Origin of the sequence: Beduinella massiliensis, from assembly GCF_900199405.1 — a bacterium.
GTDB classification, from domain to species: Bacteria; Bacillota; Clostridia; order Christensenellales; family Aristaeellaceae; genus Beduinella; species Beduinella massiliensis.
Genome location: NZ_LT963430.1, coordinates 3,849,023 through 3,862,006, shown reverse-complemented (window position 1 = coordinate 3,862,006; position 12,984 = coordinate 3,849,023). Strand labels below are relative to the sequence as shown.

Genomic DNA, 12,984 nt, shown 5'->3' with positions numbered 1-12,984 from the left:
GGATACCGGGCGCCGCCCGCGTGCTTTATGGGATTATGGAGATTTGGACAGGTTTTCCCTGTATTTGCCGGGCGTCACCCCGACTACCCGCTTGAACATGCGGATGAAGCTCTGCACGTTGAAATACCCGACCTTTTCCCCGACCTCGCTGACCTGATAGGGGGTCGAGGCGAGCAGCTCCTTGGCCTTGTCGATCCGCACCTCCGTGAGCAGGTCGTAAAACGTCTTCTGTGTGGTGGCTTTGAGTACGTTGTTGAGATGCGTGGTCGTATAAAGAAAGGTGTTGGACAGGTCGGTCAGGCTGATGTCCTTGTAATAATTCTGATGGATGAAGCGGAGGATGTCGTCGGCGGTTCGCCGCGTCTTGTCGAAGCTGCTCTGCTGAAACCGATTGGCGACCTGTATGTAGGCGTCCAGCACGAGCGCGTAGATTTCGTCGAACGATTCGGACTGTAAGATGCGCTGCATGAGCGCGGGCACGTCCAGTCCGCCGTCCTCCCTGGCGGGCAGCTCCTGAGAGGCTAAAAGCGCGATGTTCATGATGCCGTAGAAGATGTGCTTCGTATAGGAGAGCGGGTACATGCCCGTACATACGAGGCTGCGCAGCTGTGCGAGGATGAGGCGGATTTCTTCCTTGTTGCCCGACTTGACCGCGCTGAGTAGCGGGCGTTCGTAGGTGAGCGGGTTGATGTATTGCAGCGAGGTCTGTTGGGTGGATGCGTAAAAGATGATCGGATTCTTTTCGTAGGCGTAGGCGTAATTCAGCGCCTCAAACGCCTGGTCGTGCGAACGGCCAATCTCCAGCAGGCCGTCTACCGGTTCACCGATGCCGATGGCGGTCGAAAGCGACAGCTTGGCGTCGACGTAAGCGGATACTTCGCTGCACAGGGTGAAGACCGCAAGGGGGACGTTTTCTGTATTCTGCATGCCGACCGTGACCACGATCTGGCCGGAGGCCATTTGCACCGCATAGCAGAAGTAGCCTGCCTGCTGGGCCTGTGTCCGCGCAAAATCCCGAATCGATATCCGATAGAGCGCTTGCTGCTCCAGGCTTGTCGAGTCCATGACCTCCGGGCTGAGCACGATGACGTAGACGGCAAACTGGCTGGCATGCAGCGTATCGATCCCGAGAAAATCGATGTATTGCGCCGTAGCGGCGCTTTTTTGCACGTTGCCGTGCAAAAGACTGATGAAAAAACGGGCGGTCAGCGTGGGCTTAAAGCTGTCGAGCATCTCGCTTAGCTGATTCTTGTCCTCGATGATGCCGCGCATGCTGCTCCTGATCTGGGAAAACTCCGTATAGCGGTCGAGCGCCGCGGTTTCCGGCTCGTCGTCCGGCGTGGCGGCGCAGTGCAGCAGCTCCTCCACCGGCTGATACAGTCTGCCGCTGAAGCGCCGGATGATCAGGGAGGAGAGCGCGATCAGCACGATCGAAATCGCCACGACCATGACGACGATGGAAAGCGTTCCGCGCATGAGGTCCTGAAACGGCGTGTACGTGACGAAGAGCCAGTCGTTGATCTGCGAGCGCTGAAGCGTCGTCATGCTGGTCCAGCGGCCCAGGGAGGCCGTCTCGCTGAGCCTTGCGAGGTCCTGCGTCTTGAGGACATCCAACGCCTTTTGATAATCGATGGATGTGGCGGGGTCCGCGCTGGCGCTTACGACGCTCCCGCACGGATCCATGAGGAGCATGATCCCGAACAACCCGGGACGCGTGCGGCCGAGCAGGTCGGCGATGTAGCTTTCCCGGATGTTGTACACGACGTACCCGCGGCTTTCCTTTCCATAAAAAGGGACCCGGCAAACCAGGGTAATGACGTCCGCTGTGACGCGCGTGAGCTTGTCCTTGAGGATCGTGTGCTTGCCGAGCCAGATCACGCTGCGCTCGCTCGCGTCGGCGCTTTCCTGCCAGGTTCGGTCGTGAAACGTCTGGTACGCGTAAAAACCGTAGGAGCTGACGACACGATCCCGCTCCGGGCAGACGATGTAGATAGAATCGGTATAGTCGTTGGCCATGCACATGTCCGCGAGCAGGGATTGCAGGCGCGTCAGCTCGTCGTAATCTACAGGGATCTGGCCGTTCATGTACTTTAAGGCTGTCTGATTGATGCTGAGCTGGAGCACGTTGCCGTTGACGTGCTCGAGCATCTGGTCGATCAGCGCCCTGGAATTGCCGAGAAGCTCCGTGTTGTAGTTGATCGTCACTTGATGCAGCATGTCGAAGAAGAAAGCGCCCAGCGAAAGGCAGGCGAGGACGATGACGCAGGCGCAGATCGACGCAAAGCCGATCAGCATCCTGAAGTAATAGCTGTTGCTGCGCGACATAAGGGCGTTCCATTTCTTCACGGCGGGCGCCTCCTCAGTTTTCTTCCGCATAAAATGCGTGTTATCCTTATAAAACGTGTGCCTTACAGTGAAGCAGGTATGCGGCCCCATGTCAACGGATTCAGGGGGTCTCCTTACAGGAATGAACCATTTTCAAAGTGCTTTCATCGTATAGTGTAATTTCTGAAGGCGCAAAGTTCGATATACAATTCCGAAAAAAGAGTATACAAATAGCAAAACATGCCCAAACGTTCGCGCTTCAATTATAAAAAATGCTGCAAAATGCCGATGTGAACATTGAAGAACAGGCGCTTTTTCGATTATGCTGAGTGCACCGAAGCGCCAGAGTCAGGGCGTAAAATCAGCGGGAGGCGACAAAAGAATGGTACGTGCGATGAAGAGAACGGACAGGGACCTGCACAAAAAGCCCTCCCTATGGGCTACGCTCCTCCGGTACAAGTACCTCTATCTGATGCTCATACCGGGCCTTGCTTACGTGATCCTGTTCAAGTACCTGCCCATCGCGGGCAACGTGATCGCGTTCAAGGATTACAAGATCTTTAAGGGGATCTGGGGCAGCCCCTGGTGCGGGCTGGACAACTTTGTCCGCCTGTTCCAGTCCGACAACTTTTATCAGATCATGGGCAACACGCTTATCATCAGCTTCTATAAGATCCTGATCGGCTTTCCCATTCCCATCCTGCTCGCGCTGCTCATCAACGAGGTGAACAGCGCCGCCTTTAAAAAGACCGTGCAGACGGTGGCCTATCTGCCGCACTTCATCTCCTGGGTCGTCATCGCCTCGCTCGCCTCGACGCTGCTTTCGCCAAATGACGGCGCGATCAACATGGTGCGCGAGCAGATGGGCCTGAACTCCATCTTTTTCATGGGCGACAGCCGCTACTTCCGCGGCGTGCTCGTCGTATCCGACATCTGGAAGGAGATGGGCTGGTCGGCGATCATCTACCTGGCCGCACTGGCGGGCATCCCGCTGGACATGTACGAGGCGGCGACGATCGACGGCGCCTCGAAGCTGCAAAAGCTCGTCTACATCACGCTGCCCAGCATCGTCCCCACGATCATCATCATGCTGCTGCTGCGCGTGGGCGGCATCCTCAACGCGGGCTTTGAACAGGTATTCACGATGTACAATCCCTCCGTTTACGACGTGGCGGACATCATCGATACCTACGTCTACCGCGTGGGCATCGTGCAGACGAAGTACGGCTTTTCCGCGGCGGTAGGCCTGTTTAAGTCGGTGATCGCCTGCGTGATGGTCGTCTCTTGCAACTGGCTGTCCGGCAAGGCCGAACAGGAAACGCTGTTTTAAGGAGGAACCGTACATGACAAGCGCTTTACACAAGGCGGGACGGCGCATCAAGTCCCGCCCAGGGGACCGCGTCTTCTCCTGCGTCAACTACGTCATCCTGACGCTGGTCGCGTTCGTGACGCTGTTTCCGTTTCTGGACGTGGTCTTTACATCTGTCACCCCGACGGAGGAAATCGTGCTCAACGCGAAGGCGATCATCGCCGTGCCGCAGCACCCGACGCTCTCGCACTATCGGTACATCCTCAGCGGCAACCGCCAGATGATCGACGCCATGGGCGTCACGGTGTTTCGCACGGTCGTGGGTACGCTGTTGAGCCTTGCGCTCACGGCACTCACCGCCTACCCGCTCTCCAAGCGGTACTTGCCGGGCGTGGGCGGCATCATGAAGGTCTTCTTCTTCACGATGATCTTCTACGGCGGCATGATTCCCACGTTTCTGGTCGTCAAGTCCTACAACATGGTCGATACGATCTGGGCGCTCATCGTGCCTGAAATGCTCAGCGTATACAACATGATCATCATGCGCACCTTTTTTCGCTCGATTCCGGAGGAGCTGGAGGAAGCCGCGCGCATCGACGGCTGCTCGGAGATGAAGATTCTGCTCAAGATCGTGCTGCCGCTCTCTATGCCGGTGCTGGCCTCCATCGGACTGTTTTATGCGGTGTGGCACTGGAACGCTTTCTTCGACGCGGTGCTCTACATTACCGACCGCAAGCTGTGGCCTTTGCAGACGCTGCTGCGGGAAATCCTGCTCTCCACCAGCATCAGTGAATTACAACAGGGCAACCTGCTGGCCGACAGCATGCCGCCTTCCACCGCGGTTATCGCGGCTTCCATCATGATTTCCACCATCCCGATCGTTTGCGTCTACCCGTTTTTGCAGAAGCATTTTGTCAAGGGCGTCATGGTCGGCTCTGTCAAGGGCTGACAATTCAAAATGAAGACGAGGAGGTGAAGCGCCGCTTTTTTCCCGGAGACCCCGCGTACCCATCATCAATAGAGGAGGATTTGAAGTATGAAGAAGTTGCTGTCCCTTTTACTGGCGTTTTGCCTGTCCCTGAGCCTCGTCTCCGCGTTCGCGGAGGACAACGCGGTGACGTTTGTGTTTACCAAGGGCGGATTCGAGGGCATTCCGGAGGACGACGCGATCAAACAGAAGATCGAAGAAGCCTGCGACGTGACGCTCAATCATATCGCCCCGCCCGCGGCCAACTACGACGAAAAGGTGAACATCATCCTCTCGTCCAACGACCTGCCGGACATGATCAAGCTGTCGCAGACGCATTTCAACGACATGTTCGACTATGCAGATCAGGGCGCGTTGATGGATTTGACCGACCTGGTCGCGGAGAAGTGCCCGAATATTTTGAAAAACGTTCCCGAAGCGGCGCTCGAACGCTGCAAGGTGGACGGCCGTCTCTACGGCATCCCGGTCTGGTGCAGCCCGCAGCGCATGAACTTCGTGGTGCGCCAGGACTGGCTGGATAAGCTGGGCCTCGCCGTCCCCACGACGCTGGAGGAGCTGCACGACGTGATGAAGGCGTTCGTGGAGCAGGACCCGGACGGCAACGGGGCGAACGATACCTATGGATACACGGGCTGCGGTGTGGAGAGTCTGGAGCCGTTCTTCGGGGCGTATGGATTCACAGGAGTCGCCTTTTCTTACTGGTATGAGGACGAAAGCGGCGCGCTGAAGCCGTCGGCGCTGCATCCCAACGCCCCGAAGGCGCTTGCGCTGATTAAGGACTGGTACGACGAGGGCCTGATCGATCCCGAGTTCGTCATCCTCAAGAACGACTCCGAGTTAAACGACAAGGCGATGAAGAACCAGTGGGGATTCGTCTATCGTTGGTGGACGTACGAGCCCAAGATCGAGATGGAGATGCAGAAGGTCGACCCGAACGTGAAGTTCACCCGCATTGCGCCGCCCATCGGCCCGGACGGACAGTCCGGACTGCGCGGTGTCAACCTGACGAACGGTGTCGTCGTCATGCTCAAGAACGCCAAGAACGTCGACGCCTGTCTGCGCCTGCTCGACTGGTACCATACCGAGGAGGGCATGATGACCACCTATACCGGCGTGGAAGGCACGCATTGGGAGAAGAAGGACGACGGCACCTACGTCACCCTACCGCAGTACGAGGCCGACCAGAAGTGGATTCAGTGGTATTCTGCGTTTGAAAGCGAGTGGCCGCTGCTGATGGTGGAAACGCCCCTGGTGCAGTCCCGCCGTGACGCGCTGCAATGGCCGGCGATTACAAATGCCGCCGACGGCATGCTGACGGACGCGGAGCTGCGCTACAAGACCGATCTGCAGGACTTTGTGAATACCTCCTACTGCAACTTTATCACCGGCAAGGCCGATCTGAAGGAATGGGATAAGTTTGTGGAGGACTTCTACGCCAAGGGCGGCTCCGCGTGGGAGCAGGAGCTCAACGAACTGAAGGCACAGAAGGACGCGCAATAGTACCGCGTGAATACAGGGAAGGAGATTGGGCTGACATGGCTATCACGCTGAGGGATAAATTCCGCGGCTGCATCATGGGCGCGCACATCGGTTCCGCGATGGGTGCGCAGGTAGAAGGATGGACCTGGCAGAAGATCGAGGAACAGTGCGGTTTCGTAGAGGACTTCACTCCCTATGAGCACTACAATAACGGATGGGTACGAGAGCCGGGCACCACAGAGGACGGCATCGAGCGTCAGAAGCTGATGATTACCGCGATCATGGAGAAGGGCGACCGCGTGACGGCGGAGGACGTGCGCGCCGCCTGGATCGAGCACGCGAATCCGAACGCAGGCGGGCTGGTTTCGGAGCCGTTCGAGGGAATCCTGTTGGCGATGGCCAAGACGGGCATCCCCGCACGCGATCTGGGCAAGTACTGCGACTACGCCGGGCTCAACAGCTTTTCCCGCGCTTGCCACGCCATCGGGCTGATTAATGCGGGCAACGTGGAGACGGCCAAGCAGGACATCCTGGAGGTCGGGCAGCTCTATCAGACCTCTAACAGCCGCGGTCTGCAATGGGCGTGCGTCACGGGCGTGTCCATCGCGGCGGCGACCCGCCCGGACGCGACGGTGGACGGCGTGCTGGGCGCGGTGTACGACAACTGCGATCCGGATCAGGTCGTGCGCGAACTGGACGCGCAGCTCAAGGCGACGGCGGGGATGAAGGACATCCGCGAGATGCGGGCGTACTTCGACGGCGTGTACAACGGCTTTGGCATGCCCTATCCCTTCAGCTACGCCAACGAGGTCGTCACCAAGGGCCTTTGCATCTTCCAGATGGTGAAGGGCAATACGCGGGATGCGATCCTTGCGGGCGTCAACATGGGCCGCGATACGGACTGCGTGGCTGCGGTAGCCGCGGGCATCACGGGCGCTTTGGGCGGAACAGCGTCTATCCCGCAGGGATGGATCGACCAGCTGGAGAAGGCGACACGTCTTAACCCGCACACCAACAGCCAGCGCACGATGGTGGAACACGCGGACGGGCTGTATGACGCCTTCAAGAATCGCCTGCGCAAGGAGCGCGAATACGCGGAGTTTATGGACATCGAATAAAGGCTCAAAGGCGCAGGCATTCAACTGCCTGCGCCTTTGGACGCTGGATCGTATCGAAAAGGAGACGACGATGAATACCTTTTATGCGAAGCCAAATGGACGGTTTGTGATCTTAAATCTGCATAAGGGGGAGGATGTGCTGGAATGCATTCAGCGAGAAACACGGAAACTGGATATTCGCTATGGCGTCGTGGTCAGCGGAATCGGCGCGTTGCGCAGGGCGGTCTATCATCGGATCACGACGCTGGAGGATGAACCCGCAAATGAGTTTCTCACGGTCGAGGCGCCGATCGAGATGAGTGCACTGCAAGGGCTGATTATTGACGGAGAGGCGCATCTTCATATCACATGCTGCTCCGGGGACGGCGCATTCGCGGGGCATCTGGAAAAAGGATGTGAGGTTCAATATTTGGCGGAAATATGCGTTGCAGAAATGACGGCGGAAGACATAACGAGAAGGACCGGACCTTTTGGCGTTCGGTTTATAGAGAAAAAGTAGCTGGAGGCGTCTGTAATGAAAATCGCTGTCGGTTCGGATCATGCCGGTTATGAGCTGAAACAAAAGGTGCTGGGGCCCCTAGGAGAGAAGGGACATGAGGTCACAGACTTCGGAAGCTACGATCCGCAGCCTGTAGACTTCCCGGATATCGCGCGCAAAATATGCGGCGCGGTGCTGGCGGGGACGTGCGAGCGGGGCATCATGTTCTGCGGCACCGGCGTAGGGGCCGCGATCGCCTGCAACAAGATGCCGGGTATCCGCGCCAGCGTATGCCATGACCTCTACACCGCACACCAATGTGTGGAGCACGACGACGTTCAGGTCATCACCCTGGGCGGGCAGATCGTCGGTCACACCGTCGCGCTGGAGCTGATCGACCTGTTTCTTAACGCCCATTTTTCGCAAAGCGAGGAGTTCCGCCGCCGCGTGCAGAAGCTGGCTGACATGGACGGGGGCATGCCGTAAGATTGAGTTAGCTTAACATATGCCTGTGAAGTATATTGAAAGCCCTGGTCGCTGTGGAACTGCAACTCCGCAGCGACTCTCTTTTTCTCTTTCTTCATCGCTGACCTTATTGTGTCCAGTACTACCTGCGGTAGCCATAGGTCTTGCCCCTTTTAAGCCGAGGGCGCTTGTTGCCTCTTTTTGCGTCATTCCTTCTGACAGCATCTGCTGAATTTCCGGAAATAATCCCTGTACTCTTTGATTCCTTCGCGCCATATGCGAGTACCCCCTGATGCAGTTATTCTCCTACATCAGGGGGTACTTTGCCTATTCTCCGTTTTTTGCGGTTCGGTTCAAGCGCTCCGCAGGTCCTCTGTCTTTGCTTTTCGTCTTACGGCAGCTTACGTCCGCTTGCGATCAGGCGGCGATACACAGGCAGCATTTCGGGTTCTGAGACGAACTGCTCCAGTTGGTCGATCTCGATCCAACGTACCCCTTCGTTTTCGTCGGGGCGCACGTAAAGCGCCTGATCCTCCGACGCGACAAGCGCATAGGAAACGTTAAGGTGCAGATGTGTGGAGACATAGGCGCCCCGTTTTACGTGCCCCCAGACGGGCAGCACGTCGAGCGTCAGGATGTCCGGGGAAAGCGGACGAACCGAGACGATGCCCGTCTCCTCCTGCGCTTCGCGCAGCGCTACGGCGAGCAAATCCCCGTCCCCGTCTGCGTGGCCGCCCGTCCAGGCCCAGGATTGATAGAGCTTGTGAAACGCCAGGAGCACGCGATCCCGGGAGGGGTTGAAGATCATGGAGGAGGCCGTCATGTGAGCGGCCGCACTCCCGCGCGTAAGGGCGAGCGCCGGGTCTTTCTGAACGAGGGAGAGGACGAGCGCGCGGTCGCACCTCTCCTGCTCGCAGGAGGGCTGAAAGGCTTCAATCTGTTGTACGTACTTCATGCCGTCATTATAGCGGATGGAGGAAAAAAGAGCAAGGGGCGGGCGGCCGATTTTGTCCGTCATGACGACCGCGCGAGCGTCGTCTATCGATCGCACCTGAGGCGCTGCAGCGCATCCAGAAACAGATCGCGGATGATTTCGTCGGGATAGACGCCCAATTCCGATTCGTGCTCCGTGGTTATCACGCCGCCGGCCATGTAGGAGTGCCCGCCTCCGCTGCCGAGGCCTCGCAGGGCAAGATCGGTCAGCTTGCCCGCGTCTACCGTGTCCTGCTTGGAGCGAACGGAGAACTTGATGCCGTCTGCGCGGCGGTTAAAGACGACGGACAGGTTGATTCCGTCGAGCGACAGAAAAAAGTCGGAAATCATGGCGATCAGGTCGTCCGAGCAGGGATATTCGACCTCCGAAAAGCCTACGTCTGCGTAAACGCGGAACGTGTCGATCGCGCTCACATACGCCTTCAGGTCGGAAAAGGCCATGGTGCTGGAGGTGAGGGCGCGCAGTTCCGCGGCATTGCTGAGCCGGTTTAAGTAGCCGAACATGTCGATATCGAGACTGCTCACCCCGCGCGAGAACTGCCGCGTATCGTTTTGAATGCCGAACAGCAGGCAGGCAGCGGTCGAGGCGTCGGGAGAGACGCCGGCTTCTCGAAAATAGCTCGCCACGAGCGTTGCGCACGCCCCAACGGTTCGGATGTCCTGATAGACGTAGTCAGAAGCGACAAAGATGGGGTGATGATCGATACAGGCCTGGATGCCGACGGAGAGCGGTGTAATATTCCCATTTCCCTTCTGGCTGTCCACGCAGAGGACGAACGCGTCCGCCTCCAACGAGCCCAGCTCGTGAACGGGGACGGCCTTGATGCCAAAGACCTCCACCATCTTGCGGCCCGCGCGCTTGTCAAGCTGGCCGTCGTAGCATGCGATGGCCTTTATACCTGACGCCTCGAGCAACCTGCAAAGGCCGTGTGCCGACGCGAGTGCGTCCGGATCGGGGAAATTGTGCGTCTGTACGTAGACCGGCCGGTCCCTGCACAGGGCGAGCAAAGTGTCAAACATGTAGTCACGTCCTTCCTGCGCAAAGGCGCGCCGTTTAAGGACAGTATAGTACGATAGAGCGTGGAAGACAAGCCGGCGGAACTCAAGGCGGACGAGGGCTGCGAGAGCCGGGAAGATATCCTCAAGTGCATCTACGAGGGGCATGGGATGCCCGGCACGGCAAAGCGGGGGCTGGAGCAATTCAGGCAGTACCCTGCGCCGTTTGTGGCGGTACCGCCCGGGGAATGAAAACGCAGTTTGGTTTGCGTATATGCCTATTGCGCGTCGTGTACAGGGGGCAAACGGGCGACGGCGGGATGTGCCAGCCGCGGCTTAAAGGCTTTGAGGAATAGGCGCATATATGAATGGCGGTTTATCGAAACGGATGGATGAGCTGCTGGCACTAATTTATTTCCATTTGACGTGATGGGCCCGATTTTGTGCCTGTTGTCACGAACACATTCTGTGCCCAATTTGAACAAAAAAGAAAAACCGTTGATTTACAACGGTTTTTTGGTGGAGCATAGGAGATTCGAACTCCTGACCCCAACACTGCCAGTGTTGTGCGCTACCAACTGCGCTAATGCCCCGTGAACGAATAATATTATAGCATACGGATGCGGCGATGTAAAGAGAAATCTTCCGGGCAATGTCAAAAAAATTTGCGCTGGATGGTTGAAAAGCGGCGTTAAATCCCGTATGATGAAGAAAAGCACGGCGGGCAGCCGATCGATGGAGGCAGAGGATGGCAAACACCATAGCGCAGATTCGCAAGGACGAAAAATTTGAGGGGTATCTTCTGGTGCGCTCCGCGGAACAGCGGACGGCATCCAGCGGAAAGCTCTATCTGGATATGACGTTGGGCGACCGGACGGGAACCATCAACGCCAAGATGTGGGATGGCACGGTCGCGCCGCCGCCTCAGGGAAGCATCGTGCAGGTGCGCGGCACGGGCAACGAGTTCATGGGGCGCATGCAGCTTCGCGTGGAGCGCGTGAAGGTTACGGGCCCGGAGGAAACGGTGGACATGGCCCTGCTCGTCCCCTGCGCGCCCGAATTACCGGAGACGATGATGGGCGAGGTGCGCTCGACGGCGGAATCCATCGTGGACAGCAGCCTGCGCGCGTTGGTATTGGAACTGCTCGATCAGGCAGGCGAGCGCCTTCTCACGTTCCCGGCGGCGAAACAGATGCATCACGCGGAGCGCAGCGGCCTTTTGCATCACATGACGGGCATGCTGCGCTGCGCTAAGGCGATCGCGGCCGTCTATCCTTGGCTGAACGGGGACCTCCTCGCGGCGGGGGTCATCGTTCACGACCTGGCAAAGCTGAGCGAGATGGACGCCGATACGTTGGGCGTGGTTTCCGACTATACGGCGCAGGGCAAGCTCATCGGGCACATCGTGCGCGGCGTGGTGGACATCGAGAAGGCGGGAGATAAGGTCGGCGCGCGCAAGGACGTCGTGCTGCTGCTGCAGCATATGGTGCTTTCTCACCATGGAATCCCGGAATTTGGAAGCCCGGTGGCGCCTAAATTTCCGGAGGCAGAGGTGCTCAACACCATCGATACGCTGGACGCGCGCTTGTTTGAAATGCAGGAGGCGCTGGCGCGCACCTCGCCCGGCGGTTTTTCGGAGAAGGTCTGGGCAATGGACAACCGCCAGCTTTATAGGATTCAGGATTGAAAATTTGAAGCTGCCGAAATATGCGTCGGCAGCTTCTTTTTTTATTTGGCGTCGCTGTTTCTGCGGGGCAGACGCGCATCTACGGACGGCAGGCGATACGCAGGGTCGTGCGGCTCCTGCTGGTACCAGTAGGCGGTGCTGGAATAATCGTTGGAGAGTTTGTTGGCGTGCCCGTGTTCGATCGTCACGCGGATAGAGCGATCAAAGCGAATGGGGTCCTTGATGTGAAAGCGATACATGCTGTTCGCCCCCATCCAGGGACGGCCGAGTTCGTTGCCGGAGTAGACGGTCAGGCCGTGCCAGGGGGCGCTGTACTCCTGACGGGGGCAATAGGCAGTGTTAAAGTAATCCTCCGTGCCCGTGCCCTGAAGGGTAGGATGCGGGTCCCCATCGATGAAGATCATGTCGTCTCCCTCGCCGTACCAGTCGTTGACCTGCTTTTCAAAGTTAAAGATATTCAGGTTGCAGCCCACGTAATGCCCGCGCCCGGTCGCCTCTAAAAGGGTGTAATTGCCCACGCCGTCGGGGTTTTCAATGTCCCAGCCCGCGGGCCAGTCTTCCGGGCGGTCGATCCCTGCGCGCGCGCTGCGCTCACGCAGGGCGGAGCCAAGCTTTCGGGCGATACCGTCCGTGTCCGGCTCGCGTCGCCATTGCGCGTGAAAGCGCGCGTAGTCGGATTCGACGGGCGTGAGTTCATAATCCACGTAGTAGAAGAAGTTCATTGGCATGGGCGACTCGTTGTGCAGGGTGATTCGGGCGTTCTTTTCAAAAGGCATGGGGAAGTAGCAGTTGAACCCGCGTCCATCCTGCGGACACATCGAGAGGGGCTCGGATACAAAGTTGCGCGTCAGCCCCATGCCGATGCCGAAGAAATCCCCGACCGGCACTTCGACGCTGGGGGTCTCCTCGCCGTCCCAATACATCCGCAGAACCGCGCGGCTCAGGATGTCTTCGTCCTTGCTGCTCAGTGTGCACCAGATGTGGCGGATGATGCCGCTTCCCTCGATCTGCGCGACGGTATACGTCTCGCCCGCGGCGATGTGCGCGGCATCGTCGTTGCTGCCTTTGGGGTCTCCGCTGGAGATTCTCCGGGTTTTGCTGTCGCGGAGGAGAAAGAGCGTGTCCAGAGCGTTTCCTTCCGGCAAA

At 58.2% G+C, this 12,984-nt stretch carries 13 protein-coding genes and 1 tRNA gene; 8 read left to right on the top strand and 6 right to left on the bottom strand.

Translation table 11 applies throughout. From position 1 onward, the window contains the following. Positions 1-33: 33 nt before the first annotated feature. A complete protein-coding gene (locus C1725_RS18360) occupies positions 34-2,346 on the bottom strand; it encodes a helix-turn-helix domain-containing protein (RefSeq protein ID WP_346026845.1) in 2,313 nt (770 codons plus the stop codon). Positions 2,347-2,707: 361 nt separating this feature from the next. Between C1725_RS18360 and C1725_RS18355 the strand changes: the two genes are divergently transcribed. The 6 genes from C1725_RS18355 (at position 2,708) to C1725_RS18330 (ending at position 8,183) form a co-directional block, all read left to right on the top strand. Beyond that, a complete protein-coding gene (locus tag C1725_RS18355) occupies positions 2,708-3,655 on the top strand; it encodes an ABC transporter permease (protein ID WP_346026844.1) in 948 nt (315 codons plus the stop codon). A 13-nt stretch (positions 3,656-3,668) separates the two neighbouring features. After that, entirely contained in the window at positions 3,669-4,583 is a 915-nt protein-coding gene (locus tag C1725_RS18350) for an ABC transporter permease subunit (RefSeq protein ID WP_102413122.1), read from the top strand. An 87-nt stretch (positions 4,584-4,670) separates the two neighbouring features. After that, entirely contained in the window at positions 4,671-6,122 is a 1,452-nt protein-coding gene (locus C1725_RS18345) for a type 2 periplasmic-binding domain-containing protein (protein ID WP_102413121.1), read from the top strand. Between the two features lie 35 nt (positions 6,123-6,157). Beyond that, complete coding sequence (locus tag C1725_RS18340; protein WP_102413120.1) at positions 6,158-7,219, top strand: ADP-ribosylglycohydrolase family protein; 1,062 nt, start codon at positions 6,158-6,160, stop codon at positions 7,217-7,219. Between the two features lie 70 nt (positions 7,220-7,289). Beyond that, the gene (locus C1725_RS18335; protein ID WP_346026843.1) at positions 7,290-7,718 is read left to right on the top strand and encodes a PPC domain-containing DNA-binding protein; all 429 of its coding nucleotides are present in this window, start codon (positions 7,290-7,292) and stop codon (positions 7,716-7,718) included. 15 nt (positions 7,719-7,733) lie between these two features. After that, positions 7,734-8,183: an RpiB/LacA/LacB family sugar-phosphate isomerase gene (locus C1725_RS18330; RefSeq protein WP_102413118.1), complete on the top strand. Its 450-nt coding sequence runs from the start codon at positions 7,734-7,736 to the stop codon at positions 8,181-8,183. A 12-nt stretch (positions 8,184-8,195) separates the two neighbouring features. Here C1725_RS18330 and C1725_RS19575 read toward each other — a convergent pair whose 3' ends face one another. From C1725_RS19575 to C1725_RS18315, 3 genes are all read right to left on the bottom strand, one after another. Beyond that, the gene (locus C1725_RS19575) at positions 8,196-8,438 is read right to left on the bottom strand and encodes a hypothetical protein (RefSeq protein ID WP_346026842.1); all 243 of its coding nucleotides are present in this window, start codon (positions 8,436-8,438) and stop codon (positions 8,196-8,198) included. 115 nt (positions 8,439-8,553) lie between these two features. Further along, on the bottom strand, positions 8,554-9,213 hold the full coding sequence (locus C1725_RS18320; protein ID WP_346026841.1) for an NUDIX hydrolase: 660 nt from the start codon (positions 9,211-9,213) through the stop codon (positions 8,554-8,556). After that, positions 9,201-10,175, bottom strand: a complete 975-nt coding sequence (locus C1725_RS18315) for a DHH family phosphoesterase (protein WP_346026840.1) — start codon at positions 10,173-10,175, stop codon at positions 9,201-9,203. The genes C1725_RS18320 and C1725_RS18315 overlap by 13 nt, the downstream gene beginning before the upstream one ends. 60 nt (positions 10,176-10,235) lie before the next feature. On the opposite strand from C1725_RS18315, the gene C1725_RS19570 reads away from it, so the two are divergent. Next, positions 10,236-10,403, top strand: a complete 168-nt coding sequence (locus C1725_RS19570; RefSeq protein ID WP_346026839.1) for a hypothetical protein — start codon at positions 10,236-10,238, stop codon at positions 10,401-10,403. Positions 10,404-10,668: 265 nt separating this feature from the next. On the opposite strand, the gene C1725_RS18310 is transcribed toward C1725_RS19570, so the two are convergent. Further along, positions 10,669-10,744: transfer RNA gene (locus C1725_RS18310), tRNA-Ala, on the bottom strand. 155 nt (positions 10,745-10,899) lie between these two features. Here C1725_RS18310 and C1725_RS18305 point away from each other — a divergent pair. Then, positions 10,900-11,838: an HD domain-containing protein gene (locus C1725_RS18305; protein ID WP_102413116.1), complete on the top strand. Its 939-nt coding sequence runs from the start codon at positions 10,900-10,902 to the stop codon at positions 11,836-11,838. A gap of 41 nt (positions 11,839-11,879) precedes the next feature. Here the strand turns inward: C1725_RS18305 and C1725_RS18300 are convergent, their stop codons facing one another. Next, on the bottom strand, positions 11,880-12,983 hold the full coding sequence (locus tag C1725_RS18300) for a glycoside hydrolase family 172 protein (RefSeq protein ID WP_346026838.1): 1,104 nt from the start codon (positions 12,981-12,983) through the stop codon (positions 11,880-11,882). Position 12,984 lies beyond the last annotated feature (1 nt).

What these genes read in the sequence shown, in the direction of transcription:
- C1725_RS18355 (WP_346026844.1), top strand. Translation starts at nt 2,708, where the DNA reads ATGGTACGTGCGATGAAGAGAACGGACAGGGACCTGCACAAAAAGCCC.
- C1725_RS18350 (WP_102413122.1), top strand. Translation starts at nt 3,669, where the DNA reads ATGACAAGCGCTTTACACAAGGCGGGACGGCGCATCAAGTCCCGCCCA.
- C1725_RS18345 (WP_102413121.1), top strand. Translation starts at nt 4,671, where the DNA reads ATGAAGAAGTTGCTGTCCCTTTTACTGGCGTTTTGCCTGTCCCTGAGC.
- C1725_RS18340 (WP_102413120.1), top strand. Translation starts at nt 6,158, where the DNA reads ATGGCTATCACGCTGAGGGATAAATTCCGCGGCTGCATCATGGGCGCG.
- C1725_RS18335 (WP_346026843.1), top strand. Translation starts at nt 7,290, where the DNA reads ATGAATACCTTTTATGCGAAGCCAAATGGACGGTTTGTGATCTTAAAT.
- C1725_RS18330 (WP_102413118.1), top strand. Translation starts at nt 7,734, where the DNA reads ATGAAAATCGCTGTCGGTTCGGATCATGCCGGTTATGAGCTGAAACAA.
- C1725_RS19575 (WP_346026842.1), bottom strand. Translation starts at nt 8,438, where the DNA reads ATGGCGCGAAGGAATCAAAGAGTACAGGGATTATTTCCGGAAATTCAG.
- C1725_RS18315 (WP_346026840.1), bottom strand. Translation starts at nt 10,175, where the DNA reads ATGTTTGACACTTTGCTCGCCCTGTGCAGGGACCGGCCGGTCTACGTA.
- C1725_RS18305 (WP_102413116.1), top strand. Translation starts at nt 10,900, where the DNA reads ATGGCAAACACCATAGCGCAGATTCGCAAGGACGAAAAATTTGAGGGG.